Here is a 26,088-nt window from a genome sequence, read left to right on the forward strand (position 1 = left end):
CGCAACCTGAACTGATAAGACTGCTCTTCCTAGTAGATCTCGAACAAGCCAGCGGCCCCCATACCGCCGCCGATGCACATGGTCACGACGCCGAGTCTTGCGCCGCGTCGGTGGCCCTCGCGCAGGAGATGGCCGGTCATCCGGGCTCCTGTCATACCGAACGGGTGGCCAATCGCTATTGAACCGCCGTTTACATTGCAGATCGCATCGTCGATCCCCAGTCTGTCACGGCAATACAGCGCCTGAGATGCGAAGGCTTCGTTCAGCTCCCATAGATCGATATCGGACACTGTCAGACCGTGCCGCTCCAGAAGGCGCGGAACCGCAAAGACCGGACCGATCCCCATCTCGTCCGGCTCGCAGCCAGCGACGGCAAAGCCGCGAAATGCGCCGAGAGGCTCGAGCCCTCGCCGCTCTGCTGATTTTGCATCCATTAGAACCAAGGCGGCGGCTCCATCTGATAGCTGGCTTGCATTGCCTGCGGTTACACACGTTCCGGGGCCGCGTACGGGATCGAGAGATGCGAGACCCTTGAGCGTTGTGCCCGGGCGATTGCATTCATCGCCGACAAGCGTCGCCTGCGTCTCCGTGATCTCCCCGGTCTCTCGGTCCTTGACGGCCATCGTCACATCCATCGGAACGATCTCATCGTCGAAAAGACCGGCATCCTGCGCCTTAGCGATACGTGTCTGGCTGCGCAAAGCGTAAATGTCCTGATCTTCTCGGCTCACATTGTAGCGCTCCGCGACGATATTGGCTGTCTCGATCATAGGCAGGTAAAGCTCTGGCTTGTTCCCGTCGATCCAGTCTTCGCGCGGATCGACAGGCGGCGGTTGAGTGAGCGAAATGCTTTCGACGCCTCCCGCGATCATGGCCCGAGCGCCGTCGGACGTGATGGCTTGGGCTGCCATGGCAATCGCTTGAAGACCTGAAGCGCAGAACCGGTTGACCGTCATACCGGCGACAGTGACCGGCAGCCCGGCCCTGATCGCGGATTGGCGCGCGATGTTGCGACCGGTTGCGCCTTCGGGATAGCCGCAGCCCATCACGCAATCTTCAATGTCGCTTGGATCAATTCCCGCCCGGTCGACAGCATGACGGATGACATGACCTCCCATAGTTGCGCCATGCGTTCGGTTCAGCGTTCCGCGATGTGCCTTGGCAAGGCCGGTCCGGGCGGTTGAAAGAATGACGGCTTCCCTCATCGGGACATCCCCTTATTCAAGTCGGCGAAGCTTTGATCGCTCTGGGCAAGGCGGCTGAGTAATGGAGCGATGGCCCAGAAATGAGGGTCTTCGTCTTGGAGCGTGTGCAAGCTGTCGAGAAGACGTCCTAGTCCTGCCTGGTCTGCCCAATGCATGGGACCCCCGCGCCAGCGAGGAAATCCATAGCCGTAGACAAGGGTGACATCGATATCAAGCGGGCGGCGGGCAATGCCGTCGTCAAGGATGTAGGCCGCCTCGTTTACTATCGCGAGCATGAACCGGAGGACGATCTCGTCGTCGCGAAAGTCGCGCGGGATGATATCGGCCTTGGCGCGTTCCTCTGCGATGATCGCCTCTACCTCCGGGTCAGGAATGCCTTGCGGTGCCTTTTCGGAATAAAGATAAAACCCCTGTCCCGTCTTCCGGCCGAAACGGCCCATCTCGCAGAGCCGGTCGGCAAAGGTCGGAATGCGCTCATAGGGAGTGCGGCTTGCGGCCTTACGCTTTCTTGCGGCCCACGCAATATCGAGGCCCGCCAGATCCGCCACTGCGAACGGCCCCATCGCCATGCCGAACTCGGTCAAAGCGTTATCGATCTGGTATGGGCTCGCCCCGTCAAGAACGAGGTTATCCATAGCCATTCGATAGCGTGACAGAATTCGGTTGCCGATGAAGCCATCGCATACTCCAGCCCGCACTGCCGTCTTACCCAATCGCTTCGCAAACGAGAAACCTGTCGCGATGACGTCCGGAGCCGTTTTGTCGGCGACAACGATCTCGAGCAGTTTCATGATATGAGCGGGTGAAAAGAAATGCAGTCCGATCACATCCTCGGGCCGCGAGGTCCGGGCTGCGATGACGTTGATATCGAGGTAGGAGGTATTTGTCGCAAGGATGGCGCCCGGTTTGCAGATGGCGTCAAGCCGGGCAAAAACCTCGTGCTTGGTTTCCATATCTTCGAAAACAGCCTCTATGATCAGATCTGCATCTGCCAGATCGAGGTCCTCCGCCGTGGTCACAAGCTGGTCCATGACAGGCGCGGCATCTTCCAGCTTCCCCCGTTTGACAGCGCCTTGGATGCTCTGCGCGATCCGCTCGCGGGCGGCATCTGCGGCAGCCCTAGTCCTGTCGACAAGCGTCACAGGAAGGCTCTTCAGCAGACAAGCCGCCGCAATCCCGGCGCCCATCGTACCACCGCCAAGAATGCCAATGGTGTGGATGTCGCGGGGATTGGTCTCCTTCAGCTCGGGAAGCTTCGAAACGGCGCGTTCAGCGAAGAAGGCATGGATCAGCCCCGCGCGTTGAGGGCTGTCCATCAGGGTGAGGAAGAGGTCACGTTCGCGAAGGAGACCTTCCTCAAACGGAAGAGAAGAGGCTGCTTCGATAGCACGGACGGCGGTCTTTGGCGCGCTCTGGCCGCGATGTACTTGTTCCATGCGGCTGTACCAGGCGTCGAAATCCGCGGCATCCGGTTGCGGAAGATCAGATGTGGGTCTTTGCCCCTGTCCTTTGATATTTTCCGCAAAAGCAAGTCCGGCCTCCTTGGGCGGCGCATTGGCAAGATGGTCGACAATGCCCAGCTCTAGCGCAGTCTTGGCAGTCACGTGGCGTCCTGTCGTGATCAGATCGAGCGCTGCCTCCGCTCCTGTCAATCGCGGCAAACGTTGGGTGCCTCCGGCGCCTGGAATGATGCCAAGAAGCACCTCTGGCAGGCCAATCCGAGCGGTCTGTGTTGCAACACGGTAGTGAGCGGAAAGAGCGACCTCCAGGCCGCCACCAAGGGTCGCTCCATGCAGAACGGCAATCACCGGGCAGGAGGATTTTTCGATCCGGCGGCAAAGATCGGGGAGATAGGGCTCCTTCGGCGGACTGCCGAACTCGCTGATATCCGCTCCCGCGATGAAGTCGCGACCTGCGCCGATTAGAACGATTGCCTGTGCGCCGCCCGCTTCGGCTGTGTCGATCATGCGGAGCAGACCGGCGCGAACGGCATGCGAGAGCGCGTTGACCGGTGGATTGTCGATCGTAACGACAGCGATACCGTTCTCTAGATCAAGGCGGACAGGATTGTTCATCTCTGTTTTCTTTCCCGGAGGACAGGGGTCGGGTGACGGCCTGTCCTTCGTTCGTTTGCGTGGAACCAGACTGCGACGGCTTCTGTGATATTGGAAGACCGGTGTGGAGCTAAGCCTGATACGAGCGAAACGTCCTTTGGGTTGGACACAGAATTGGGGGAGCGGGCCCTCCCCTCTGTGCAGAGGCAAACCAGCGCGCTGCACTCGCCCAGCTCTGCAAATTGTAGCTGGCTCAGGGGTATTTGGAGGGCAGAAGCTATCTATGGCAGCACTGTTTATGTGACGCGGAACGTAAGCTTGTCCGATGTCATCTCTTCTCCCAGATCCGCGATGCAAGAGAAGGTATACGGGATCGATTAATACTGATGACGTCTCTGCTCAATTGGCGAAGCATGAGCAAACCAGTACGCTTTCTCATGCTCCGCCATCTGTCATTTGATATGAAATACTTTTAGCGCTGGCTCAGGTCTGCGCGCCGTGGGCGCCGATGAACCAGGCGTCTTTATCGATTGCACGACTGACTTCCGTGAAAAGGTCTGCCGTGTCTTCGTCGCCTGCCTCTCCGGCTTCGTCCATCGCTTTGCGGATCTTCTCGCCAAGGTCCATGAACCGCGCCTTGAGAGCGTCGACATGGCCTTGCAGGTCCTGAAGTTCGACGGGGTACGCTTCGAGGGTCGTCTCCTTTGCCGCAACGTTGAGCGTTCCGCGAGCGTGGCCGCCTAGGATCACGGCTCTCTCGGCCATGAGGTCCACATGTTCACGTAGGCGGTCGGCAACTTCGTCCAGCAGCTCGTGAAACCCGATGAAGCCAGGTCCTTTGACGTTCCAGTGCGCTTGTTTAACGGCAAGGGTAAGATCCACGGCATCAGCCAGTCGCGCATTCAAAAGCGTGGCCATCTTCGTGCGAACCTGGGCGTCGAGCCCTTCGACAAAGGCTTCGGGCATCGGATATCTCCTTTTGCGTAGTCAATGGGCGGGTCGCGTTCAGGAAGTGGCCCACCTTGCCGAGATAGAACTGCGTCATTCGAGGAGAGTTTCATCTGAACCTTATGTTTCTTGTCCCTCTCCCAGAGCAATGCGTCGGCCTAGATAGGACGCGAGGTGTTCGGGGGGGGACTTCAGGAGAGCTTTCGTCGGGACAGGCGGCGCCGCTTGGCCGTCGCTGACCACAATCGTACGGCTTGCCAAACGCAACGCGTCAACAGGATCATGTGTCACCATCAGAACAGTGGCACCGGACATATCGGCCACCTCTGACACGAGGTCGAGCATCTCGTCTTTGAGGGCAGGGCCCAGTGCCGAGAACGGCTCATCGAGAAGCAACACCGGCTTGGCCTGAACGAAAAGACGAGCAAGCGCTGCTCGGCTTTGCTGTCCACCTGAGAGAGCAGCAGGCTTGCGATCTTCGTAGCCGGACAATCCAACGCGTGCGATGGCTTGACGGACTGCCTGCTGTTCGCTGGATGCGAGTTTCCCTTTAGTCCGTATGCCCAGCGAGACGTTCTGCAGAATTGTCAGATGGGGGAATAAGTTGTTGTCCTGAAAGAGAACCGCAACCGGCCTTTGACCGGGTGCGATACGATCAATTCTGTCCTCTTTCCACGAGATATGCCCGGTATGGGGCGTAAAACCCGCGACAACCCCAAGAAGAGTGGACTTTCCCGCGCCGGAAGGACCGATAATTGCGACCCGCTCGCCTTCGGTTATGGCAAGCGTCGCCGTCAGGCGAAAATCGCCGAGGTCAACGGTGACTGCATCAAACGTCAGCATCGATGCGTCCTCCTCGGTCAAACAGCCAAAAGAGCCCAAAGCTCAAGGCCACCAGAATAAGAGAGGCCCCGGCAGCGCCTTCCATCCGATAACTTCCCATCAGTTGGTAGATCGCGAGGGGAAGTGTTGCTTGTTCGGTACCTGCAAACAGGGCGATGACACCAAGATCTCCGATAGAGAGAGCCGCCGCCAATCCTGCGCAAAAACCGATTGGCCGGCGCATCCGTGGGAGGATCAGCCACCTGAGACGAGCGTAGGATGTCAAAGACAGGCTGTCGGCGAGGCGGCCATAGCCGTTTTCGATATCGCGATAGGCAGGGGCCAAGACCCGTACTGCAAAAGGCAGAACCATCGCTGCGTTGACGATGGTCGTTAGCGGTAGGGCAAGCGCGGCCGGAGGCGCGAGAGGCGCCAGCCAAAGATACAGACCGGCTCCCATGACAAGACCGGAGGCCGCCAAAGGAAGCGCGCCCATCGCCTCGATCCAGCGCGCGCCGTGTGACCAAAGGATCAGGGCCATGGCAAGGCCAAGCGACAGAGCGGTGGCCGTTAGGGCAACCACCACTGAGCGCAGCGCTGCGGGCCAGACAACACTGGGCAGATCAGTTAGTCCTCCAAGTCCCGCAAAGGCGATCGCCAGAAGAGGCGCACCGAGAAAGACCGCTCCGAAACCGATCCAGATCCAGTCAAGCGCAGACCGGTCGCGCCGCGGTATGATCCTGTCATGTCCGATTCCAACACCGTCGCCGACAGGAACAGCGGCCGCTAAACCAAGCGCTACGAGGCAAAGCGCGACTTGCACGATGGCGAGGAGGGCCACTCGTCCGAGGTCGAAATCGAACCGGAAGGCCTGATAGATCGCGAGTTCCACCGTCGTGGCACGAGGCCCTCCGCCAAGGGTTAAAGCAACGGCAAAGCTGGTTAGACAGATCAGAAAGATGACGGCCGCCGCTCCCGGCACTACCCGTACAAGCATCGGTCGTTCGAGAAGGGTCCAGATCGATCCGTCGAGACTTTCCGTCAGCCGGAAGCGTTCGAGCGGGATCGACTGCCATCCCTGAAGCAGGAAACGAACCGCAAGCGGCAAGTTGAAGAAGACATGCGCCAGAACGATGCCCTGAAGCCCGTATATCGAGATGTCAGATAGGCCGAGGATACCCAGAAGATCGTTCACCCAACCGGACCGGCCAAAAACGGTTAGCAAACCGAAGATCGCTACGATACTCGGAAGGATGAACGGCGCGCCAAGAAGCGCGACGTAAAGACCGCGACCGACGAAGCGGCGCCGTGTCAAAGCGCGTGCAACGGGAATGGCGAGAACAACCGACAAGATCGCCGACAGGACAGCCTGCCAGACCGTGAAGCGGATCACCAGCCAGTCCGCAGGTCGCAGTCCTCCGGTCCAGTCGGCGCGCCAAGCAATGGCCCCCAATGTTCCGAATACGAGCGCCACGATTAGAAACGCAGCGCTCCATCCTGCAAGACGTCTCACTGCGTGAGCGCGGATCGCCAGGTTTCGATCACATCATCCCGGCGCTCTGCGGCCTCTTGCTCGGTATAGAAAAGCGCAGTCGACGGCTCGGGAAGATTACGGAAAACCTCTGGCCATTGGTCCCGTGGCAACTTTGCCGGGTAGGACCAATTGCCCTCGGGGATGATTTCCTGAAAGGCGGGTGTCAGAATGAAGGCCATGAACTGATCTGCTAGTTCAGGTTGGTCGGTGCCAGCTACCTTGGCCGCGACCTCGGCCATGAAATAATGTCCTTCTTCAAAGATCGCAGCGACCTTTGTCTCATCGCCTTCCGCGCTGATGTGATAGGCTGGCGACGTCGTATAGCTCAGAACCATGTCGGCCTCGCCGCTGGTGAAAAGCCCGTAGCTCTCCGACCAGCCTTTTGTGACCGTCAGGATCTTCGGCTCAAGCTGCGTCCAGGCCTCAGTCGCGCCATCACCAAAGACAGCATCGACCCAATAGGCCAGCGCAAGACCGGAGATTGAGGAACGCGGATCCTGAATGACGATGCGGATATCATCGTCCATCTCAAGAAGCTCGGCGAAACTGCCAGGCGCATTTGATATGACATCGGTATCGTAAACGAACGCGGTATAGCCCCAGTTGAATGGCAGGAACGTCTCGTCGGTCCAGTCGATCGGCAATGTCAGATCCGTTGTGTCCAGCCGATGCGGCGCAAAAAGATCAAGCTCTCGCGCCTCTGCGGCGACATCCGTATTCAAACCAAGGACAACGTCCGCTTCTGTGCGCTCTCCCTCAAGGCGCAGACGCGTCAACACCTCACCGGCGACGAACTCGATCTCGCAGTCGCAGGTTTCCTCAAACGCCGCCTTGATCGCCGGGGTTGGTCCCCATTCGGATCCAAAATAGTCAGGCACATAAACGGTCAGTGAGTCCGCAGCAGCGGCTCCCGCATACAGGGTCAAAGTCAAAGCCAGACGCATGTCATCCTCCAAAACGCCCGGACGAAAGGGGGGCATGAGGATGCCGTCACCTTCCCTCCGCCGGTCCTAGCCGGGTCAGGTTCTACGGGTTCGCTGTCGCATCTCAGCCCTGATGGGCACCCCGAGGTTCATGACGTTTACCTAATCCGGCCTCTTGCCCGCGGCAACCCCGCCCCTTACCAACCCTCTCGCAAGGAGAACGCGATGTCCTATAACACCTTCGGCCATGTCTTCCGCGTGACCACCTGGGGCGAAAGCCACGGCCCCGCGCTGGGCGCGACGGTCGATGGTTGTCCGCCGGGCATCGCGATCACCGAAGAGGCGATCCAGCACTGGCTCGACAAGCGCAAACCGGGCCAGTCGCGCCATACGACACAGCGGCGCGAGGCCGATCTGGTGCGCATCCTGTCGGGGACGTTCGAGAACCGGACGACCGGCACGCCGATCCAGCTGATGATCGAGAACACCGATCAGAGATCGAAGGATTATGGGGAGATTGCGACAACCTTCCGCCCCGGTCACGCCGATATCACCTATCACCAGAAATACGGATTGCGCGATTATCGCGGCGGCGGGCGCTCCTCGGCGCGGGAAACCGCCGCACGCGTTGCCGCCGGCGGCCTTGCTCGCGCAGTTTTGGAAGCGCTCGTTCCCGATCTCAGGATCAAGGGCTATATGACCCGCATCGGAGAACATAAGATCGATCGCAGCAGGATTGACATGGCCGAAATCGACCGCAACCCGTTCTGGACGCCGGATGCAAAATCCGCGCAGGAATGGGAAGGTTATTTGGACGAAATCCGCAAATCAAGGGACTCGGTCGGCGCTGAGATAGAAGTCACTGCGACCGGAGTTCCCCAGGGTCTCGGCGCGCCTGTCTACGCCAAGCTCGACACCGATCTGGCCGCTGCCATGATGTCAATCAATGCGGTCAAGGGCGTTGAGATCGGCGAGGGAATGAAGGCCGCCCAGCTTCGCGGCACAGCCAATGCCGACGAGATCCGTATGTCCTCCGAAGGACCCGTTTTCAGCGATAATCATTCGGGCGGGATTCTCGGCGGCATTTCCACCGGCCAGCCACTTCTGGTTCGCTTCGCCGTCAAACCCACCTCATCCATCCTTACGCCACGCAAGACCATTACCGAAACAGGCGAAGAAACCGAGATCGTTACGAAAGGCCGTCACGACCCCTGCGTCGGTATCCGGGCCGTTCCAGTGGCCGAGGCCATGATGGCCTGTGTGCTGCTCGACCATTTCCTCCTAGATAGGGCTCAAACCGGAGGCCAGCGCGGTAAAATAGGTTCGTTTTCCGCCGAATGAGGACTGTTCTGCATATTGGGCCGCACAAGACCGGCACAACCTCGTTTCAGCACCGTCTCCACGCCAATCGCGATGGATTGGCCAAGGCGGGCATCCTTTACCCAGTCTCGGGCAGTTTCATCTTCGGGCAGCACAGGCTTCCGTTCGCCCTGTTGGATCGGACCGATCCACATCGGGGCGATGTTCCCGACCTTTCGGCAGAGGCGGCTGCTCTGAAAGATGAAATCGAACGGACCAAACCGGATCTTCTGATCCTGTCCAGTGAAGAGTTTTCCGTTCTAAGGTCGGACCATATCGCACGTCTCGCGGAGACGCTCGATCTTGAGACGCCAGAGATCGTCGCTGTTGTGCGGCACCCGGTCGAGTTGCTCTTCTCGGCCTATATCCACCGCATCATCAAGCCAGACAGCACCTTCAAGCAAAACGTTGAGACATTTGCCGCAAATGCTCTGTCCCGGGTCGCAGGGTTAGACATGGACAGATGGCTTGCTGCTTGGGCGACCCGGTTCGGCGACAGCTCGGTGAAACTGGTTCCGTACAGAAAGGGCAACATTGTTGCGGATATCGTCGCGGAGATCGGGATCGATCCCGGCCTTCTCAGGGAGGACCCCGCGCCTCTGGCCAATGCAGCGCTGGACCCTCGCGCGGTCGAACTTGTCCGCCTTGCCAGGCTGGCTGGCTATTCCCAAGAGGATTGCGAGCGTGCGCAGAACTTAGCTGCGGGCTGGTTCACGGACCGCGCAGCCTTGCCGGCGATTACGGTGGAGACATTGCGGCACCTTTTGGAGACGCTTTGCCCTCTCTATGATCCGGTGTTCGAGAAGTATCTCGGACAGGCGAACCCATTCGGGATTGGGAATTTCGAAGATCTCGCGGCGCGTCTGTCACCGGGACTGAACCGGAAGGACCTTGTCAGCTTTCTTGTCGAGACGACGCGTCCGCTAAGCTCGAAAAAATAAAGGACCGCCAATAGGCGGCCCTTCTCGTTCAAAAACTGGTGATCAGCCGTTCACGCTGTCCTTCAGCGCTTTGGCAATCGTCATCTTTACAACCTTGTCGGCCTCTTTCTTGATCTGCTCGCCGGTGGCCGGGTTGCGGACCATGCGCTCGGGGCGTTCGCGGCAATAGATCTTGCCGACACCTGGAAGGGTCACGGCGCCACCATCGGAGACTTCCTTGGTGATGATGCCGGTGATTGCGTCAAGCGCAGCGCCTGCAGATTTCTTGTCAGTATCCATCTCTTCGGCCAGCGCAGCGACGAGTTGGGTCTTGGTCATAGGCTTGGTTGCCATTTTTCTGGTCTCCTTGATCTGCCCGCTTAGGGCCTCAGATGGCTATTTCTAACGGTATCTAGCGGAGGCACACAACAATTAGTGACACATCTGTGGCGCGAAAACCCCATTTTGTATGGGTTTTCTACTAATCAGAGGAAGGCGGTCTCCTCGAAAGAGCGTAATTTCCGGCTGTGAATGCGCTCGAGCGGCATTTCGCGAAGCCTCTCCATCGCCCGAATTCCGATCTCCAGATGACGGGAGACCTGCGTTTTATAGAAGTCAGACGCCATTCCGGGCAGCTTGAGCTCTCCGTGAAGCGGCTTGTCACTGACGCAAAGTAGCGTCCCGTAGGGCACCCGGAACCGGAACCCGTTCGCGGCAATCGTTGCGCTTTCCATGTCGAGAGCGATGGCGCGCGATTGGCTGAGGCGTTTGACGGGCCCGGACTGATCGCGCAGCTCCCAGTTTCGATTGTCGATGGTGGCTACAGTGCCCGTGCGCATCAGCCGCTTGAGCTCGTAGCCTTCAAGCTGTGTGATCTCTGCAACCGCCTGCTCCAGTGCGATCTGAATTTCGGCCAGAGCGGGGATCGGCACCCAGACAGGAAGATCGTCGTCGAGGACGTGATCCTCGCGCAGATACGCATGGGCAAGAACGAAATCCCCAAGCGATTGGGAGTTTCTAAGCCCTGCGCAATGTCCGACCATCAGCCATGCATGGGGCCGTAGAACCGCAATATGATCAGTGGCCGTCTTCGCGTTCGATGGTCCGACACCGATATTAACAAGGGTAATGCCTGCCCCATTCTCCCGCTTGAGATGGTAGGTTGGCATCTGTGGCATCTTCGCGACCGGCGCGATCGAGGCTTCGGGGTCCGTGATCTCGACATTCCCGGTGCTGACGAAACTCGTATACCCGCTTTCGGGATCTGCGAGGACCTTTCGGGCGAAGCCTTCGAACTCGTCCACGTAGAACTGGTAGTTCGTGAAAAGAACGTGGTTTTGGAAATGCGAGGGATCGGTCGCGGTGTAATGCGCCAGCCGTGCGAGCGAATAGTCCACACGCTGGGCCGTGAACGGGGCAAGCGGGCCTGATCCGTCTTCGTTCACGTACTCCATGCCGTTGACGATATCGTCGTTGGTCGTGCTTAGATCCGGTACGTCGAAGATGTCCCGCAACGGGAAGGCCATCGCCCCGTCCTGCGGGATATTGATGGAGGCATCGTTGGTAACGGCGAAATGAACCGGGATTGGCGTTAGCGACAGACCGATCTCGACCGGCACACCGTGATTTTCGACCAGAAGGCCAATCTGCTGAATCAAATAAGAGCGGAACAGATCGGGCCGCGTAATCGTCGTTGAATAGGTTCCCGGCATGGCGACATGACCAAAGCTGAGGCGGCTGTCGGTTTTGGCAAACGTCGTCGTTGTGATCCGTATCTCCGGATAGTAGGCGCGGTATCTGCGGTCGGGCTTGCCATTCACCACGACGTCTGAAAACTGATCGCGCAGGAACCGCGTGCCGCTTTCATAAAGCTCCGCCAGATGATCCACCGCATCGGCGGGATCGCTGAAGGCGCGGGGCGGGCCCAGATCGGGACTGTCGATGGGAAGGTTGGGATCCATGCTTTCCCTTACGATATTCATGTCCCGCCTCGTCTCTTCCATTCTTGATTGCATCCGGCCATAGCACCGTCGCCCGACACGGCCAAGGGATGCTCTGCGGGCTATGGCGTCTCGAGCAGGTCTGTCAGTTCGAACCGTGTCACATCGACGAGGCCAAGATCAGAGATCCGAAGCTCCGGGATGACAACGAGGGCCAGAAGCGAATGCTGCATGAAAGCGTTGTTCAGCGTACAGCCGCAATCGGTCATCGCCGCGATCATCCGGTCGACCTTCTTGGCGACGTCTTCTGCGGGGCTGTCGGACATCAGCCCAGCCACCGGAAGCTCGACCAAGGCAGCCTCGGTGCCGTCTTTCCAGACGCTCACACCGCCGCCGACCTCTCCGAGCCGATTGGCTGCTTGAGCCATCATCGCTGTGTCTGTGCCGACGATGATCATGTGATGGCTGTCATGGGCGACGGTCGAGGCGATCGCCATCTTCCCCTGATATTCAAAGCCTGAGACAAAGCCGTTCACGACGCCGCCGGTCGCACGATGCCGCTCAACCAAGGCGATGCGGCAGATCTCTCCCTCCGGGACAACCTTGCCGCCCTCTACGGCAAGATCGGCAGTCAGTGCCTTAGTCGGCGCCTGATTTTCGACGACACCGATAACCTTGGCCCGGACCCGATTGGCGCCGTCCGGTGCGGGGATATCAAAGTCGTCCGCCGTCAGGACCTTGCCTAGTTTGACGGTCTGGCGCGCATGATCCGGCCAATCGAGATGCGGACAATCGGCAAGGCAATCGCCGTCTTTCGCCACACGCTCCCCCCGGGCAAAGACCTCCTCGATCGGCAGCGCCGTCAGATCGCTAGTCAAGATCAGGTCGGCACGACGCCCGGGGGCAATACTCCCCAATTCCCGCTCCAGACCGAAATGGGTTGCCGTATTGATCGTCGCCATCTGAAGCGCGACCAGCGGATCACACCCGCAGGCGATAGCGTGCCGTACGACCCGGTTCATGTGCCCGTCCTCGACAAGCGTCTTCGCAAAGCAGTCATCCGTGCACAGAACCATGTTGCGAGGGTCGAGCCCCTTTTCGGTCACAGCCGTGATCTGGCGTTCGACGTCGTACCATGCGCTCCCCAGCCGAAGCATCGCGCGCATCCCCTGGCGCATCCGCGCGATGGCATCGGCTTCGGTCGTGCCCTCGTGATCGTCGGCGGGGCCACCTGCGGCATAGGCATGGAACGGCGGGCCAAGATCGGGCGACGCATAATGTCCACCGACGGTCTTCCGTGCCTCCTGCGTCGCGGCAATCTCGGCCAGCATCTTGGGATCGCCTGCAATAACACCGGGAAAGTTCATCATCTCGCCCAGTCCGACGATGCCCGGCCAGGACATCGCTTCAGAGACATCCTCTGCGGTGATCTCGCGGCCCGTCGTTTCGAGCCCGGGCGCCGACGGCGCGCAGGACGGCATCTGAACGAAGATCGAAACCGCCTGCATCAACGCCTCGTCATGCATCAGACGCACGCCGTCCAGACCCAGAACATTCGCGATCTCATGCGGGTCTACGAACATCGTTGTGGTGCCATGGGGAATGACCGCCCGCGCAAATTCGGCCGGCGTCAGCATACCGCTCTCGATATGCATATGCGCATCGCACAGGCCAGGGATCAGGTAGCGCCCTTCGGCCTCGATCACGTCGGTTCCGGCACCGATGCAATGGGAGGCGTCCGGCCCGACATAGGCAAACCGGCCCTTCGCGATGGCCACCTGCCAGCCGTCCAGGATCTCTCTCGTCTGCACGTTGATCAGCTTGCCGCCCCGGATGACGCGATCGGCCGGCGCGCGTCCGGCGGCGACCGCAATCAGGAGAGGCGCCACATCCGGCCAGCTCGGGAAAGGGTCGGGCATGTGCGAAATCTCCGTTCTGGATGAAACCCTGAGGCCGGATAGCTGCGTTAAAACGGGCAAAAGGAGAAAGCCGATGAAGTACTATGTCAACACAGAGGCGCGAGACGACGGCATCCATGTCGTGCACAACGAAGAGTGCCAGTTTCTTCCCAACGAAGACAAGCGTAAGGCGCTCGGCGACTACGCGAAATGCGAAACGGCGATGGATCACGCCCGCGACGCGTTCAGCAAGGTGAACGGATGCGCAACCTGCGCGCCTGACTGCCGCGACTGAGCGCTTGCAGGCAGACCGGTTTCCCGGCACGACAAGATCTATGCCCGGCACCCTTCTTTCCTTCGGTCACGGATATTCGGCGCAAGCCCTCGATGAGCTGCTCCTGCCACAGGGCTGGCGTGTCATAGGAACTACCCGATCCGAGGACAGTGCAGCGCGCCTTCGCGAGAGAGGTGTGGAGCCGCTGATCTGGCCGGGCGAGGATGTTCGCCCTGCATTGGAGGCTGCGACACATCTATTGATCTCGGCGGCGCCAGGAGAGGAGGGCGATCCTGTCCTCATGAATCTGCGCAAAGAGATCGCGGCACGCGCCGCAAACTTTCAATGGGTCGGATATCTCTCAACCACCGGCGTTTATGGCGATCATGAGGGCGATTGGGTTGACGAAAGCGCCGCTCTGACACCGGCCACTAAACGCGGCGAAATGCGCGTCGCCGCAGAGACGGCTTGGGCGTCGGTTCCCGGCTTGCCGCTGCATATCTTTCGTCTGGCGGGGATCTACGGACCCGATCGAGGTCCGTTCTCCAAGGTTCGCGCTGGAACAGCACGGCGGATCATAAAGGACGGGCAGGTCTTCTCCCGCATCCATGTCGAGGATATCGCACAGGTCCTTGCCGCCTCGATAGCGCAGCCCAACCCCGGTGCAGTCTACAATGTCTGCGATGATGATCCCGCCCCGCCGCAGGATGTCATCGCGCATGCCGCCGAGCTTCTGGGCGTCCCGGTCCCGCCCGCCGTCCCGTTCGAAGAGGCGGATCTCTCACCGATGGCGCGCAGCTTCTACAGCGAATCCAAGAAGGTCAGAAACGACCGCATCAAGACCGAGCTTGGTGTGCATCTTCGCTATCCAAGCTATCGGGAGGGGCTGCCTCATCTTCTGACCCTCGAGGCAAAGCGCGCCTGATCGCCCAAGCGAGCCCGGCAAAGACAGCCAGAAGAACAAGCGCCGTCACGATGTTCGTCGCATAGAAACCAAGCCGATCGGTGAGGGCCAGATTGTTCAAAAACGGATAGGGCAGACCACTGGTAACAGAGCCCGCCGGGCTCGAATGCATCGGCTGCACAACAAATTCCGACCACAACAGATAGACCGCGACAATTCCGACAAGCCACAGCGCGGACGTGGCAGGGCGGCGAAAACTGCGATGGATGAAAAGCGCGTCGCAGATCTGCAGCGCTGGACCAAGACCGTGGAGGTAGTAGTCGAGATACCAGACCGCCCGTGTGCCATCGCGGGTTACGGAGGTCGGATCGTCGAAATAGAGACGCCAGTACAGGATGACGACCATCGCATTGATGACGGCGACGGCCGAGATAAAGCCATCCCACCGCCGCTCGCTGCGATACTCCAGAAGCGCCATCATGCGGCTTGCGCAAAAGAACGATCCGATCAGCGCCCAGATCGTCAGATACCGAAGCGGGCCGAGCCCCTCGTCATAGTCGGAAAAGAGGATCATGCGGATCACATATCCGCCGGCCAGCAGAAAGGTGATCCACCGATAGATCGTCACAAAAGGCATCGCTTGGGTCTCCTTTAAGGCAGAGTGCACAAACCCGCCGATCCCAGTCCAGCCTCAATGCCGTGACCTTGCGTGATGCGCTTGCTAAGGAGCAAGCAGCCCACCATATCGCGGCTCAACTCCAAGGTTTGGGAAAATCATGACGCTTCGAGCCCGCATAGACGCCTTCCTTGACAGAGCGGACGTCCAGAACGCGATCATTGCGATCATCATCTTCAACGCGATCCTTCTGGGTATGGAAACCTCGCCGACGATTATGGGCGCCGCAGGCGAGCTGATCTTCACCCTAGACCGCATCTGCCTGGGCATCTTCACGCTCGAGATCCTGGCCAAGATCTATGCGCGTGGCTTCAAGTTCTTCCGCTCGGGCTGGAACCTCTTCGACTTCTTCATCGTCGGTATCTCGCTTTTGCCGCTGGCAGAGGGAATCTCCGTCCTGCGCGCGATGCGGATCCTGCGGCTCTTGCGGGTCATCTCGGTCGCCCCGCGTTTGCGCCGGGTGATCGAGGGTTTTCTCACTGCGCTGCCCGGTATGGCATCGGTCTTTCTGCTGATGGCGATGATCTTTTACATCGGCGCGGTCATGTCCACGAAGCTTTTTGGGCCGACTTTCCCGGAGTGGTTTGGGACGCTGGGCCTGTCCGCCTATTCGCTTTTCCAAATCATGACGCTGGAAAGCTGGTCCATGGGCATTGTCCGGCCTATCATGGAAATTCATCCCGCGGCTTGGGCATTCTTCGTGCCATTCATCATGGTGACGACATTCACCGTTGTGAACCTGATCGTGGGTCTGATCGTCAACTCGATGCAGGATGCCCACCACGAGGAAGACATGGTGAAAACGGACGCCTACCGCGACGAGGTGCTCGTACGCCTCGAAGCGATCGAAAAGCGGCTGAACGAGATGAAGTGACCCGGATCTATGCTCGCTTCTCGAGCGTGGCAACGCCCAGCGTGTCCAGAACCTTCCGCTCGATATCCTCGGAATTCAAAGCGGCGACCTCGTACATGTCCCGGGGGCTGGCCTGGTCGATGAAGATGTCGGGCAGGACCATGGACCGGTAGATCAGCCCTTCGTCGAATACGCCCTCTTCGGCCAGAAGCTGCGCGACATGGCTGCCGAATCCACCGACAGCGCCTTCCTCGATGGTGATGAGCGCTTCGTGATCGCTGGCCAGCTGCAGGATAAGATCCCGGTCGAGCGGTTTCGCGAACCGGGCATCCGCCACGGTCGGTGTGACCCCTTTTTGGGCAAGCGCGTCGCAGGCCTCCGACACCTCCTTGAGGCGCGCCCCGAAGCTGAGCAGGGCGACGCGGGAGCCCTCGCGAACGATCCGCCCCTTGCCAATCTCGAGCGGTTCAGGATCGTCCGGCATCTCGACGCCCACCCCTTCTCCGCGGGGAAACCGAAACGCAATGGGTCCCTCGTCATGCTCCGCGGCGGTGGCTACCATGCGCACAAGCTCAGCCTCGTCGGAAGCGGCCATGACGACCATCCCGGGAAGGTTGGCCAGATAAGCCACATCGAAGGCGCCCGCATGGGTCGCGCCATCCGCGCCCACAAGACCCGCACGGTCGATGGCAAAGCGGACAGGAAGACGCTGCAGGGCTACGTCATGCACGACCTGATCGTAGCCGCGCTGAAGGAAGGTCGAATAGATCGCACAGAACGGACGCATCCCGCCAGCCGCTAGACCAGCCGAGAAGGTCACACCATGCTGCTCCGCGATCCCGACATCGAAACACCGCGATGCGTAGCGCTCCATGAACTTATTCAGACCGGTTCCGTCAGGCATTGCAGCTGTCACGGCACAAATGCGCGGATCCGTTTCAGCCAGATCGATGAGCGCCTTCGCGAACACGCTCGTATAGGAGGGCGCGTTTGAGGGAGCCTTCTTCTGCTCACCGGTGATGACATCAAACTTGCCGACGCCATGCCCACGATCCAAGGCATCCTCGGCAGGTTGATACCCCTTACCCTTCTTGGTGATCGCATGGATCAGGATCGGGCCATCCGCACGAACTTTGACGGTGCGTAGCACGGCCAAAAGCTGCTCCATATCGTGACCGTCGATAGGGCCGACATAGGAAAAGCCAAGCTCCTCGAACAGCGTCCCGCCAAAGGCGAAGCCCTTGACCATGTCTTTGGCCCGGCGCGCACCTTGCTGGAACGGCTCGGGCAAAAGTGAGACCGCGCCTTTCGCGGCGGCCTTGAGCTCTTGGAATGGCTGTCCGGCATAAAGGCGCGACAGATAGGACGACATCGCGCCGACAGGAGGGGCGATGGACATCTCGTTGTCATTAAGGATGACAATCAGCCGCTTGCCCAGATGGCCGGCATTGTTCATCGCCTCATAGGCCATGCCCGCGCTCATCGCGCCGTCGCCGATTACTGCGATGCAATCGCCGATGCCATGTTCGGGACGTCCACCCAGATCGCGGGCCACGGCAAATCCCAGCGATGCGCTGATCGAGGTCGAGCTATGGGCCGCGCCAAACGGGTCATAGGGGCTTTCCGAACGCTTGGTGAACCCGCTGAGCCCGTCTTTCTGACGGAGCGTGCGGATCCGGTCCCGCCGTCCGGTGAGAATTTTGTGTGGGTAGCATTGATGGCTCACATCCCAGATGATCCGGTCGCGCGGCGCATCGAACACCGCATGCAACGCGACCGTCAGCTCGACAACACCTAGTCCGGCTCCTAGATGTCCGCCGGTCTGGCTGACCGCACTGATCGTCTCCGCACGAACCTCATGAGCCAATTGCTCAAGCTGGGCGTCGCTCAGCCGCTTCATGTCGGCAGGGACATGCACGGTATCGAGAAGCGGAGTATTAGGACGGTCGGTCATGGTCTGGCCTTTGTCTTATCGGTCCCGGTCAACGACGAAACGCGCGGCGTCTCTCAACGTGTCAGCCCGGCTGCCATAGGAGCCTAGCGCATCACTGGCCTCCTTCACCAGTGCCGCCGCGCGGGCCTTGGCCCCATCCAGACCAAGAAGCGACACGAAAGTTGCCTTGCCCAATGCCGTGTCCTTGCCCACCGCCTTCCCGACGGAGTGCGCGCTGCCTTCCACGTCCAGAATGTCATCCGCGATCTGGAACGCGAGCCCCAAAGCGGATCCATACCGATCCAGCGGCTCGGGATCTGCCCCGGCCATCCGAGGCCCAGCCATCGCGGACCAGCGCAAGAGCGCCCCGGTCTTGCCCTGCTGCAACTCGGTGATCTCTTCCAGGCTATACGGCGCGGTGCGCGTTTCGGCGAGGATGTCCATCCATTGCCCCCCGACCATACCGTCATGTCCCGCCGCTTTTGCCAGCGAGCGGACCAAAGCGATCTGGCGCGCAGGCGGTCCTATCGCAGGGTCACACAAAAGATCGAAGGCAAGCGTCTGGAGCGCATCTCCCGCCAGAACCGCAAGCGCTTCAGACCACCTCTTGTGAACGGTGGGCTTGCCACGGCGCAGATCGTCGTCATCCATACAAGGCAGATCGTCGTGGATCAGCGAATAGGCGTGCAGGCATTCGATCGCGAGAGCAGCGGGCAGAGCCGTCTCTGGAGCGACATCATGCAAAACCGCCCCTTCCAGGACCAGAAAACCCCGCAGCATCTTCCCGCCATCCAGCGCATAGCGCATCGATTGGGTCAGGTCGTCTTCGCGCGGGGGCAAGACCCTCTCGATATGCTGGCTTATCTGCGATTGAGCGCGGGATAGAGCATCCGGAAAGGACAGGCCTGTGGGCGACTGCACTGCGGCGTCACTCATTCAGCGTCGAGCGGCGCCGTTCCTGTCGGACGCCCATCTTCGCTCAGTGTGATCTTGGCCACCTTCTCTTCAGCTTCTTTCAGCTTCGTCTCGCAACGGGCCTTCAGGGCCGCGCCGCGCTCATAAAGCGCGATCGACTCCTCCAACGGAACGCTACCGCTTTCCAGCTTGCCCACGACTTCTTCCAAAGCGCGCATGGCATCTTCGAAGCTCATCGTCTCGACGTCCGGTTCGCTCATTCGCCTCGCTCCTTCAACACCTCGACATGGGCTGCGGCACTGGCCGCCAGCGCCTCAAGGTCATATCCGCCTTCCAGAGAGGACACCACACGTCCCTTGCAGAGCGTTTGTGCAAGATCGCAAAGACGCTCCGTAGCCCAGCGGAAATCCTCGACCTCGAAGGTCAGACCGGCCAGCGGGTCGTCGCGATGCGCGTCAAAGCCCGCCGAGATCATGAGGAGATCAGGCTTGAACGCTTCGATGCGCGGAAAGACCTGCTGCTCCATCACCTTGCGGAACGCCGCCCCGCCAGTCCCTTCCGCGAGGGGCATGTTCAGAACGTTGTTATGAGCCCCCGTCTCATGAGCGAAGCCGGTCCCCGGATAAAGCGGCATCTGATGGGTGGAGGTAAAGAAGATGCGGGCATCCTCCTCGACAAGATCCTGCGTGCCGTTTCCGTGATGGACATCGAAATCGACGATCGCCACTCGGCTCAGACCGTGATGGTCCAGCGCATGTTTCGCGCCCGCCGCGACAGAGCCGAACAGGCAAAAGCCCATCGGCGTTTCTTTCTCCGCGTGGTGTCCCGGTGGGCGAACGGCACAAAATGCGTTCGCCACCTCGCCTGACAGCACCATGTCGACCGCCTTGACGACCGCCCCCGCCGCGCGCCACGCCGCTTCGAGCGAGCCGGGCGACATGAACGTATCCGCATCGAGCGCGACCAGACCGGTCTCGGGCGCAGCCGCCCGGATCGCATCGATATGCGCCTGAGGATGCACGCGCAGAAGATCGTCCTCCGCCGCCATCGGCGCCTCCCGGCGCACCAGCTCGAGCGGCTCCAGCGCGGCCATCACCGCCTTGAGCCGGCCGACCCGCTCTGCATGACCGTCGGGCGTGACATGGTTGAGGCAAGCCTCATGAGAGATCAGCGCGGTGGCCATGGCGGGATCCTTCCGGAATGGATTTTGGTCAGATCAGTCCGGCGCAAGCATGTAGCCCGCGCCCCGAACGGTCTGAAGATATCGCGGCTGCTTGGGATCGGCCTCGATCTTGCGGCGCAACCGTGTGATCTGCACATCGACCGCCCGTTCCTGTGCCTGACCGTCGTCGCGCCCGAGCTCCTCGACAAGCCGCTCCCGGCTCAGCGCTTCGCCGGGGTTGCCGGAGAAAATACGCATCAACTGGCTCTCCGTCGCGGTCAGACGGACAGGATCTTCTCCCATCCACATCTCGCCGCGCTCGATATCGTACCGGATCCCGCCCAGATGAAGAACCTTCGGCACTGCCTGATCCGGCTCGGTCGCGGGCACCCGGCGCAGGATAGCATTGATCCTCAGCAAAAGTTCTTTCGGCTCGAACGGCTTGGCCAGATAGTCGTCGGCCCCGGCCTCCAGACCGTTGATCCGATCCTCGGTCTCGCCCTTCGCGGTCAGAAGCAGAATTGGCGTGGTCATCTTTTCTCGCAATGACCGGCAGAGCGTCAGACCGTCCTCGCCCGGCATCATGACATCGAGCACGATCAGATCGAATTCCAAACCTGACAGGATCCGGCGGGCATGGTCGGAGTTCCGGGCGGATGTAATCAGAAAGCCGTTGCGCATCAGAAACTTCTGCAGCAATCCCCGGATACGCTCATCGTCGTCGACGATCAGCAGATGCGCTTCATCCATCCTGTCCTCCCTCTTCGGTCAGGGCATCATAGCGCCGGCGCAGGTCGCGATCCATCATCGCTTCAAGCACTTGCCGAAAGCCCGCGACCGCATCGGGACCCGCTGCGCGATAGGCCGTGCGCATCCGGCTGCGCTGGGCATCGCTGAGCTCCTGTTCAAGCGCGCGCCCGTCATCGGTCAAATGCAGATGCCGCTCGCGCTTATCGCGCCGCCCCACCCGGCTTTCCACCAGACCGTCGGCGACCAGCGTCCTCAGGACTCGGTTAAGCGACTGCTTTGTCACCCCAAGAATCCCAAGAAGGTTATTGACGGTCGTCCCCGGCGACCGGTGAATGAAATGAAGCGCCCGATGGTGGGCGCGTCCATAGGATTTATCCGCGAGGATGCGGTCCGGATCGGCCGTAAAGCCGCGATAGGCAAAGAACATCGCCTCGATGCCCTGCCTGAGTTGTTCGTCTGTCAGGAAAAGGAGGCTCTGCCCTCCAGTCGTACTTCCGGTGTCCGGCATGGTCGTCCTCCGTCCTTCAAACTGGAGAATAAGTCAGCGTTATTGACATTCCAAGACTCAACTGATAGCTCAAATCAGATTTTGCGCAATTTTATGACAGATACGGATCAATTTGCGCAATATAGGCAAAGATGGAGGGTGCTATGGCAGGATATGATGATCGCGACGGCAAGATCTGGATGGATGGACAGATTGTCGATTGGCGTTCGGCCAACGTACATATCCTGACCCACGCGATCCACTATGCCTCGTCTGTCTTCGAGGGAGAGCGCGCCTATGGCGGCAAGATCTTCGAAAGCCGCAAACACACAGAGCGTCTGCACGCCTCCGCCAACTATATCGACTTCGAGATCCCTTATACCGTCGACGAGATTGAGGCGGCCAAGCAGGAAGTGCTGACCGTCAACGGCCTGACCGATGCCTATGTCCGCGCCGTTGCCTGGCGCGGCGCGGGAGAGGATATGGGCGTCGCCTCCGCCCGGAACCCGGTCCGGCTCGCTATCGCGGCTTGGGAATGGGGCGCCTATTATGGCGATGCCAAGCACAAGGGCGCCAAGCTCGATATCTCGAAGTGGAAGCGCCCGTCCCCCGAGACGATCCCCTGTTTCGCCAAGGCGTCTGGGCTTTACATGATCTGCACGATGTCAAAGCATGCCGCAGAGGCAAAAGGCTGTTCGGATGCGATGATGTTCGATTATCGCGGCTATATCGCCGAGGCGACCGGCGCGAACATCTTCTTCGTTAAGGACGGCGAGGTTCATACCCCCAAACCCGACTGCTTCCTCAACGGCATCACCCGCCAGACGGTTATCGGCATGCTCGAGGATCGGCAGGTCCGGGTGCACGAACGCCACATCATGCCGGAAGAACTTGAAGGGTTCGAGCAATGCTGGCTCACCGGCACAGCGGCCGAGGTGACGCCGGTCGGGCAGATCGGCGACTACAATTTCGAAGTCGGTCAGATGGCGCGCGATATCTCGGACGACTACGAGACGCTGGTCAGAAGCTAGGCGTCGCCATCCCGTCTCCGCGCGATCGCAAGGAACCGCGTCATGCGAAGCGTCTCGCTCAGGCCGCGCGGTTTGCGGCGGATCATCTGGGTGGCCGGATGCAGTGTCTTGCGATGCGCTTGCTCGAGAAAGTGCCGGGTCCGTTGCCCGGCGCGGGTGTCGTGGCCCCGGTCGACGATATGGCGGGTCATGGTGTGGTTCCCCTCGCTGTTGGCAGGACGCACTATAATAGATTCGCGGGTCTTTCGCAGATCGCCGTTGTTTGCGCTCACATCTCGCCTTTCGCACGCACCTTCCGCTCGGCTGTTCGGCGCAGGCCCAGCTGGCGTTCCCGCAGCACGATCATGACCCCGGCCCCGATGATCAGCGTGGCCCCGGCCAGCATCGGAAGCGTCGGCACTTCGCTGAAGACAAGATAGCCGATCAGCAGCGCCCAGATCATCGACACATAGGTAAAGGGCGCAAGCACACCCGCATCGGCGAACCGATAGCTCGAGGTCAGGAGGATCTGCCCGCACCCGCCCAATAGCCCTGCACCGATCAGCCAGACCCATTCAAGGCCGACCGGCCAGACCCATCCGAAGGGGATCGTCAGCAAGGACAGCGTCGCGGAGGTCAGCGAAAAGTAGAACACGATCGCCGCCGTCTTCTCCTTGCCCGACATGGCTTTCACAAAGGTTTGCGCCAAAGCGGCAAGGCATGCTGAAGCCAGAGTGACGATCAAACCGAACATTTCCCCGCTCGTCCCACCGGCCGAAAATCGGGGAAGCGAAATCACCACAACGCCCACAAGACCGATGAGAACCGCAAGAAGACGAATGAAGCGAAAACGCTCGCCCAGAAACAGGGCGGCAAAGACCACGAGCAAGACCGGCGTTACGAATCTTAGCGCGGTCACCTCAGGCAACGGCAGGTAGCGCAAACCTGCAAAGCCAAGGCCCATGGCGCAGGTGCCTGCGATACCGCGCACGGCATGGGGCCTCCAATCTCGTGTCGAGATGCCATTTGCCAGATCACCGCGCAGCGCCAGCCAGCCAAAAATCACCGGCATCGCAAAGACCGACCGAAAGAAGATCGCCTCGCCCGGCGGGATACGACCCGCAGCTTTGATGAGGGCGGACATGGCCGTAAAGATCGTCACGGCCAGAACCATCAGAAGGATCCCACGTCCAAGAGATTGATCGTGTGTCGTGGGGGCCGCGGCTGTCATAGCGGATGATCTACGGCAGGACGGATCCCTCTTCCAGTGCCGCAATCACCCGGCTGTAATCCGCACCGACATGAACCGGGATGCCCATCCGCTCGATCTTCCGCGCAAAGTCCATGTCCTTTGCATCAGCCCCTGGGCCAAGTGCGCGTAGGATGACCCTGACGATACGCCCCGGATGTCGTTCGACCGCATGCAGGTAGACCTCTGCATCATGCTGACCCGTATCGCCGATCAGGACAAAGCCCAGGTCGGGATTGGCGGCAAGGATACGATCCACCGCACTGCCCTTGTGATCGCCGTGAGTGCCGGTAATCAGCTTTGTCTCGCTGATACCCAGATCGCGCAGAAACTTAGGGCCGCGTACCAGCCCGTTTCTTTCGAAGATATCCTCGAGAAACTGATGCAGGTTCCAGGGAGAGGACGACACGTAGAAAATCGGGTTAAGGTCGCGATGCAGCACCTGCATCAGCTTCACCGCATCGGGAAAGACATGCCGGGTCAGCGCGTTGCCGGTCATCGACGTCCAAAGGTTACGCCACAGCGAATAGGCCCCGGTCTCCATCATCGTGTCATCGATATCCGAGATGACACCGTATTCCGCCTTGGGATGGCTGACCAAGACCGGCAAATGCACCTCGACCGGCTCTTCGACCTTCACATCCGCCCATCCAGGAGACACATCCGCCCGGGGCAGGATAAGAGTGAAGTACCCTTCCTCATCGCTCACGGCGCTGTGCTCGCCGGACCTAACCGTCACATCCGCCACTTCGTCGGTCAGAAAAAGGGAAATCATCTGCCTGAGATTGGTGAACCAACTCTGATCCGCACGCGGGCTCTTGCGCCGGATCGACCCCAGGACACGCCCCCGGGCAACGATCGTATCCGCAGTGCTGTAACCGATATAGGGCTCAATCAGCGGGGCATCGGTCCGTTTGGACGTGAAAAGCGGCTCGATCACTCGCTCCAGCCGGGCCGCAACCGGCGCCAGCCGTGTCTTGAGAGCGCTCATTTTACGAGGAAGAGCTGGGTGCCAGAACGATGATCTCGCCGTTGGGCTCGTCCGTCAAAAGCAGGACGCGGCCATCCGATGTCTGCTCCACATCCCGGACCCGTCCGATATCACGCAAAAGCCGCTCTTCCCCGACAACTGTCTCACCGTCCATCTCGAGCCGGACAAGCGCCCCGGGATAAAGCGATCCGGCCAGCACATCGCCCTGCCAATCGGGGAAGGCATCCCCGCTGTAGAAGATGAACCCGCCCGGCGCGATCACGGGATCCCAGTAGTAAACCGGCTGCTCCATCCCGTCGCGCGCGGTCTCGCCCGCGCCGATCGGTTGTCCGGAATAGCGCTCTCCGTACGAGATCACAGGCCACCCGTAATTCAGCCCCGCCTCCGGCTGGTTCAACTCGTCTCCACCTTTGGGCCCATGCTCCAGCGTCCAGATCTCTCCGGTCTCTGGATGGATATCCGCCCCCTGGATATTCCGGTGGCCATAGGACCAAATCGTATCGATTGCATCGGCCTGACCGACAAAGGGATTATCCTCCGGAGCGGATCCGTCCGGACGAACGCGAATGACCTTGCCATAGGTCTTGTCCAGATCCTGCGCAAAAACGCGCTCCTCCAGCGAGGAATGCTCGCCCGTCGTGATAAAGGCCAGACCGTTCTGATCAAAGATGATGCGGCTGCCGTAATGCATCGATGTGGGGGAGGGGGGATCCTGTACGAAGATATCCTCCACCTCGGTCAAAGAAGCCAGATCTTCACTCAGAACACCCCGCCCGACGGCCGTAACGCTTCTGCCGCCCTCCATCGGTTTTGCATAGGTCCAGTAGATCAGGCGATCTTCGGCGAATGTCGGGCCGACCTCGACATCCAAGAGACCGCCTTGTCCTTGCGCATGGATCTCCGGCAGACCCGAAATCGGATCCGAGATCGTACCATCGGCGGTGACAGAGCGCATGCGCCCGGGCCGTTCCGTCACGAGAAAGCTGCCACCTGGCAGTTCGGCAATACCCCAGGGATGCTCAAGCGGCCCTGCTAGAACGCTTTGCTCGAACTCTGCGTCCGAGGTCATCGCGGGTGCTCTTGTCTGAAGCGGAAAAGCGGGCTCGAACCCGGGTACATTCTTCTCACCCTGCACGACCGGCTCCCCCGTCTGCGCAAGAAGAGGACCAGGCCCGGCAAGACACAGGGCGACGAGAGGCAAAAGGCGGGGTAGCGACATCGGAAAGCTCCGGTTGAACAGCATCTGATAAGGCAACGGCGTGTCACCAAAGCAGTTCCGTC

General features: G+C 60.1%; 26 protein-coding genes and 1 riboswitch. Of the genes, 6 read left to right on the forward strand and 20 right to left on the reverse strand.

Annotated elements, in window-relative coordinates; translation table 11 throughout:
• Nucleotides 1-29: 29 nt before the first annotated feature.
• From AAD018_RS01470 to AAD018_RS01495, 6 genes are all read right to left on the reverse strand, one after another.
• Nucleotides 30-1,205 (reverse strand): acetyl-CoA C-acyltransferase, encoded by a 1,176-nt coding sequence (locus AAD018_RS01470; RefSeq protein WP_367313908.1) that lies wholly within the window; start codon nt 1,203-1,205, stop codon nt 30-32.
• Nucleotides 1,202-3,280 (reverse strand): 3-hydroxyacyl-CoA dehydrogenase NAD-binding domain-containing protein, encoded by a 2,079-nt coding sequence (locus AAD018_RS01475; RefSeq protein ID WP_367313906.1) that lies wholly within the window; start codon nt 3,278-3,280, stop codon nt 1,202-1,204. Before AAD018_RS01475 ends, AAD018_RS01470 begins: the two co-directional genes overlap by 4 nt.
• A 462-nt stretch (nt 3,281-3,742) precedes the next feature.
• Complete coding sequence (gene dps / locus AAD018_RS01480) at nt 3,743-4,225, reverse strand: DNA starvation/stationary phase protection protein Dps (protein WP_367313905.1); 483 nt, start codon at nt 4,223-4,225, stop codon at nt 3,743-3,745.
• Between the two features lie 102 nt (nt 4,226-4,327).
• On the reverse strand, nt 4,328-5,050 hold the full coding sequence (locus AAD018_RS01485) for a thiamine ABC transporter ATP-binding protein (RefSeq protein ID WP_367313904.1): 723 nt from the start codon (nt 5,048-5,050) through the stop codon (nt 4,328-4,330).
• The gene (locus AAD018_RS01490; protein WP_367313903.1) at nt 5,037-6,542 is read right to left on the reverse strand and encodes a thiamine/thiamine pyrophosphate ABC transporter permease ThiP; all 1,506 of its coding nucleotides are present in this window, start codon (nt 6,540-6,542) and stop codon (nt 5,037-5,039) included. Before AAD018_RS01490 ends, AAD018_RS01485 begins: the two co-directional genes overlap by 14 nt.
• Nucleotides 6,539-7,543 (reverse strand): thiamine ABC transporter substrate-binding protein, encoded by a 1,005-nt coding sequence (locus AAD018_RS01495; RefSeq protein ID WP_412005159.1) that lies wholly within the window; start codon nt 7,541-7,543, stop codon nt 6,539-6,541. Before AAD018_RS01495 ends, AAD018_RS01490 begins: the two co-directional genes overlap by 4 nt.
• Nucleotides 7,543-7,641: riboswitch (TPP riboswitch) on the reverse strand. It overlaps the preceding gene by 1 nt.
• Before the next feature lie 70 nt (nt 7,642-7,711).
• Between AAD018_RS01495 and aroC the strand changes: the two genes are divergently transcribed.
• Complete coding sequence (gene aroC, locus AAD018_RS01500; RefSeq protein WP_367313902.1) at nt 7,712-8,827, forward strand: chorismate synthase; 1,116 nt, start codon at nt 7,712-7,714, stop codon at nt 8,825-8,827.
• On the forward strand, nt 8,824-9,786 hold the full coding sequence (locus AAD018_RS01505; protein ID WP_367313901.1) for a hypothetical protein: 963 nt from the start codon (nt 8,824-8,826) through the stop codon (nt 9,784-9,786). Before aroC ends, AAD018_RS01505 begins: the two co-directional genes overlap by 4 nt.
• Nucleotides 9,787-9,828: 42 nt before the next feature.
• Here the strand turns inward: AAD018_RS01505 and AAD018_RS01510 are convergent, their stop codons facing one another.
• The 3 genes from AAD018_RS01510 to ade all read right to left on the reverse strand — a co-directional run bounded on the left by AAD018_RS01510 (nt 9,829) and on the right by ade (nt 13,624).
• Entirely contained in the window at nt 9,829-10,119 is a 291-nt protein-coding gene (locus AAD018_RS01510; RefSeq protein ID WP_367313900.1) for an HU family DNA-binding protein, read from the reverse strand.
• Nucleotides 10,120-10,250: 131 nt separating this feature from the next.
• A complete protein-coding gene (locus tag AAD018_RS01515; protein ID WP_367314223.1) occupies nt 10,251-11,726 on the reverse strand; it encodes an AMP nucleosidase in 1,476 nt (491 codons plus the stop codon).
• Nucleotides 11,727-11,827: 101 nt separating this feature from the next.
• A complete protein-coding gene (gene ade, locus AAD018_RS01520; protein WP_367313899.1) occupies nt 11,828-13,624 on the reverse strand; it encodes an adenine deaminase in 1,797 nt (598 codons plus the stop codon).
• 73 nt (nt 13,625-13,697) lie between these two features.
• Between ade and AAD018_RS01525 the strand changes: the two genes are divergently transcribed.
• A complete protein-coding gene (locus AAD018_RS01525) occupies nt 13,698-13,898 on the forward strand; it encodes a hypothetical protein (RefSeq protein ID WP_367313898.1) in 201 nt (66 codons plus the stop codon).
• A gap of 40 nt (nt 13,899-13,938) precedes the next feature.
• Nucleotides 13,939-14,802, forward strand: a complete 864-nt coding sequence (locus AAD018_RS01530; RefSeq protein WP_367313897.1) for an SDR family oxidoreductase — start codon at nt 13,939-13,941, stop codon at nt 14,800-14,802.
• Here the strand turns inward: AAD018_RS01530 and AAD018_RS01535 are convergent.
• Entirely contained in the window at nt 14,714-15,418 is a 705-nt protein-coding gene (locus tag AAD018_RS01535) for an androgen-induced gene 1 family protein (protein ID WP_367313896.1), read from the reverse strand. The genes AAD018_RS01530 and AAD018_RS01535 overlap by 89 nt on opposite strands.
• A 139-nt stretch (nt 15,419-15,557) precedes the next feature.
• On the opposite strand from AAD018_RS01535, the gene AAD018_RS01540 reads away from it, so the two are divergent.
• On the forward strand, nt 15,558-16,331 hold the full coding sequence (locus AAD018_RS01540; RefSeq protein ID WP_367313895.1) for an ion transporter: 774 nt from the start codon (nt 15,558-15,560) through the stop codon (nt 16,329-16,331).
• Nucleotides 16,332-16,338: 7 nt separating this feature from the next.
• On the opposite strand, the gene dxs is transcribed toward AAD018_RS01540, so the two are convergent.
• Genes dxs through AAD018_RS01570 form a run of 6 tightly spaced genes read right to left on the reverse strand, consistent with a single transcriptional unit; the run spans nt 16,339 to nt 21,578 of the window.
• Entirely contained in the window at nt 16,339-18,264 is a 1,926-nt protein-coding gene (gene dxs, locus AAD018_RS01545) for a 1-deoxy-D-xylulose-5-phosphate synthase (RefSeq protein WP_367313894.1), read from the reverse strand.
• A 15-nt stretch (nt 18,265-18,279) separates the two neighbouring features.
• Complete coding sequence (locus tag AAD018_RS01550) at nt 18,280-19,179, reverse strand: polyprenyl synthetase family protein (protein WP_367313893.1); 900 nt, start codon at nt 19,177-19,179, stop codon at nt 18,280-18,282.
• A complete protein-coding gene (locus AAD018_RS01555) occupies nt 19,176-19,418 on the reverse strand; it encodes an exodeoxyribonuclease VII small subunit (protein WP_367313892.1) in 243 nt (80 codons plus the stop codon). The genes AAD018_RS01550 and AAD018_RS01555 overlap by 4 nt, the downstream gene beginning before the upstream one ends.
• Nucleotides 19,415-20,341, reverse strand: a complete 927-nt coding sequence (locus AAD018_RS01560) for a histone deacetylase family protein (protein ID WP_367313891.1) — start codon at nt 20,339-20,341, stop codon at nt 19,415-19,417. Before AAD018_RS01560 ends, AAD018_RS01555 begins: the two co-directional genes overlap by 4 nt.
• A 33-nt stretch (nt 20,342-20,374) precedes the next feature.
• Nucleotides 20,375-21,070 (reverse strand): response regulator, encoded by a 696-nt coding sequence (locus AAD018_RS01565; RefSeq protein WP_367313890.1) that lies wholly within the window; start codon nt 21,068-21,070, stop codon nt 20,375-20,377.
• Nucleotides 21,063-21,578, reverse strand: coding sequence for a MarR family winged helix-turn-helix transcriptional regulator (locus AAD018_RS01570; RefSeq protein WP_367313889.1), 516 nt, complete (start codon nt 21,576-21,578; stop codon nt 21,063-21,065). Before AAD018_RS01570 ends, AAD018_RS01565 begins: the two co-directional genes overlap by 8 nt.
• 143 nt (nt 21,579-21,721) lie before the next feature.
• Here AAD018_RS01570 and AAD018_RS01575 point away from each other — a divergent pair, with 143 nt between their 5' ends.
• Nucleotides 21,722-22,588, forward strand: a complete 867-nt coding sequence (locus AAD018_RS01575) for a branched-chain amino acid aminotransferase (protein ID WP_367313888.1) — start codon at nt 21,722-21,724, stop codon at nt 22,586-22,588.
• Here the strand turns inward: AAD018_RS01575 and AAD018_RS01580 are convergent.
• The 4 genes from AAD018_RS01580 to AAD018_RS01595 form a co-directional block, all read right to left on the reverse strand.
• Entirely contained in the window at nt 22,585-22,779 is a 195-nt protein-coding gene (locus tag AAD018_RS01580) for a hypothetical protein (protein ID WP_367313887.1), read from the reverse strand. The two genes, AAD018_RS01575 and AAD018_RS01580, sit on opposite strands and share 4 nt — an antisense overlap.
• 77 nt (nt 22,780-22,856) lie before the next feature.
• Entirely contained in the window at nt 22,857-23,798 is a 942-nt protein-coding gene (locus tag AAD018_RS01585) for a DMT family transporter (RefSeq protein WP_367313886.1), read from the reverse strand.
• Nucleotides 23,799-23,808: 10 nt separating this feature from the next.
• Nucleotides 23,809-24,807 carry an App1 family protein gene (locus AAD018_RS01590; RefSeq protein ID WP_367313885.1) on the reverse strand — a complete coding sequence of 333 codons (999 nt, stop codon included), beginning with the start codon at nt 24,805-24,807 and terminating at the stop codon, nt 23,809-23,811.
• Between the two features lies 1 nt (nt 24,808).
• Entirely contained in the window at nt 24,809-26,026 is a 1,218-nt protein-coding gene (locus AAD018_RS01595) for a PQQ-dependent sugar dehydrogenase (protein WP_367313884.1), read from the reverse strand.
• Nucleotides 26,027-26,088: the final 62 nt, after the last annotated feature.

The organism is Aestuariibius insulae (genome assembly GCF_040783535.2).
In the GTDB taxonomy this organism is placed as follows: Bacteria; Pseudomonadota; Alphaproteobacteria; order Rhodobacterales; family Rhodobacteraceae; genus Aestuariibius; species Aestuariibius insulae.

What these genes read in the sequence shown, in the direction of transcription:
- AAD018_RS01470 (WP_367313908.1), bottom strand. Translation starts at nt 1,205, where the DNA reads ATGAGGGAAGCCGTCATTCTTTCAACCGCCCGGACCGGCCTTGCCAAG.
- AAD018_RS01475 (WP_367313906.1), bottom strand. Translation starts at nt 3,280, where the DNA reads ATGAACAATCCTGTCCGCCTTGATCTAGAGAACGGTATCGCTGTCGTT.
- dps (WP_367313905.1), bottom strand. Translation starts at nt 4,225, where the DNA reads ATGCCCGAAGCCTTTGTCGAAGGGCTCGACGCCCAGGTTCGCACGAAG.
- AAD018_RS01485 (WP_367313904.1), bottom strand. Translation starts at nt 5,050, where the DNA reads ATGCTGACGTTTGATGCAGTCACCGTTGACCTCGGCGATTTTCGCCTG.
- AAD018_RS01495 (WP_412005159.1), bottom strand. Translation starts at nt 7,543, where the DNA reads ATGCCCCCCTTTCGTCCGGGCGTTTTGGAGGATGACATGCGTCTGGCT.
- aroC (WP_367313902.1), top strand. Translation starts at nt 7,712, where the DNA reads ATGTCCTATAACACCTTCGGCCATGTCTTCCGCGTGACCACCTGGGGC.
- AAD018_RS01505 (WP_367313901.1), top strand. Translation starts at nt 8,824, where the DNA reads ATGAGGACTGTTCTGCATATTGGGCCGCACAAGACCGGCACAACCTCG.
- AAD018_RS01510 (WP_367313900.1), bottom strand. Translation starts at nt 10,119, where the DNA reads ATGGCAACCAAGCCTATGACCAAGACCCAACTCGTCGCTGCGCTGGCC.
- AAD018_RS01515 (WP_367314223.1), bottom strand. Translation starts at nt 11,726, where the DNA reads ATGGATCCCAACCTTCCCATCGACAGTCCCGATCTGGGCCCGCCCCGC.
- ade (WP_367313899.1), bottom strand. Translation starts at nt 13,624, where the DNA reads ATGCCCGACCCTTTCCCGAGCTGGCCGGATGTGGCGCCTCTCCTGATT.
- AAD018_RS01525 (WP_367313898.1), top strand. Translation starts at nt 13,698, where the DNA reads ATGAAGTACTATGTCAACACAGAGGCGCGAGACGACGGCATCCATGTC.
- AAD018_RS01530 (WP_367313897.1), top strand. Translation starts at nt 13,939, where the DNA reads ATGCCCGGCACCCTTCTTTCCTTCGGTCACGGATATTCGGCGCAAGCC.
- AAD018_RS01535 (WP_367313896.1), bottom strand. Translation starts at nt 15,418, where the DNA reads ATGCCTTTTGTGACGATCTATCGGTGGATCACCTTTCTGCTGGCCGGC.
- AAD018_RS01540 (WP_367313895.1), top strand. Translation starts at nt 15,558, where the DNA reads ATGACGCTTCGAGCCCGCATAGACGCCTTCCTTGACAGAGCGGACGTC.
- dxs (WP_367313894.1), bottom strand. Translation starts at nt 18,264, where the DNA reads ATGACCGACCGTCCTAATACTCCGCTTCTCGATACCGTGCATGTCCCT.
- AAD018_RS01550 (WP_367313893.1), bottom strand. Translation starts at nt 19,179, where the DNA reads ATGAGTGACGCCGCAGTGCAGTCGCCCACAGGCCTGTCCTTTCCGGAT.
- AAD018_RS01555 (WP_367313892.1), bottom strand. Translation starts at nt 19,418, where the DNA reads ATGAGCGAACCGGACGTCGAGACGATGAGCTTCGAAGATGCCATGCGC.
- AAD018_RS01560 (WP_367313891.1), bottom strand. Translation starts at nt 20,341, where the DNA reads ATGGCCACCGCGCTGATCTCTCATGAGGCTTGCCTCAACCATGTCACG.
- AAD018_RS01565 (WP_367313890.1), bottom strand. Translation starts at nt 21,070, where the DNA reads ATGGATGAAGCGCATCTGCTGATCGTCGACGACGATGAGCGTATCCGG.
- AAD018_RS01570 (WP_367313889.1), bottom strand. Translation starts at nt 21,578, where the DNA reads ATGCCGGACACCGGAAGTACGACTGGAGGGCAGAGCCTCCTTTTCCTG.
- AAD018_RS01575 (WP_367313888.1), top strand. Translation starts at nt 21,722, where the DNA reads ATGGCAGGATATGATGATCGCGACGGCAAGATCTGGATGGATGGACAG.
- AAD018_RS01580 (WP_367313887.1), bottom strand. Translation starts at nt 22,779, where the DNA reads ATGACCCGCCATATCGTCGACCGGGGCCACGACACCCGCGCCGGGCAA.
- AAD018_RS01585 (WP_367313886.1), bottom strand. Translation starts at nt 23,798, where the DNA reads ATGACAGCCGCGGCCCCCACGACACACGATCAATCTCTTGGACGTGGG.
- AAD018_RS01590 (WP_367313885.1), bottom strand. Translation starts at nt 24,807, where the DNA reads ATGAGCGCTCTCAAGACACGGCTGGCGCCGGTTGCGGCCCGGCTGGAG.
- AAD018_RS01595 (WP_367313884.1), bottom strand. Translation starts at nt 26,026, where the DNA reads ATGTCGCTACCCCGCCTTTTGCCTCTCGTCGCCCTGTGTCTTGCCGGG.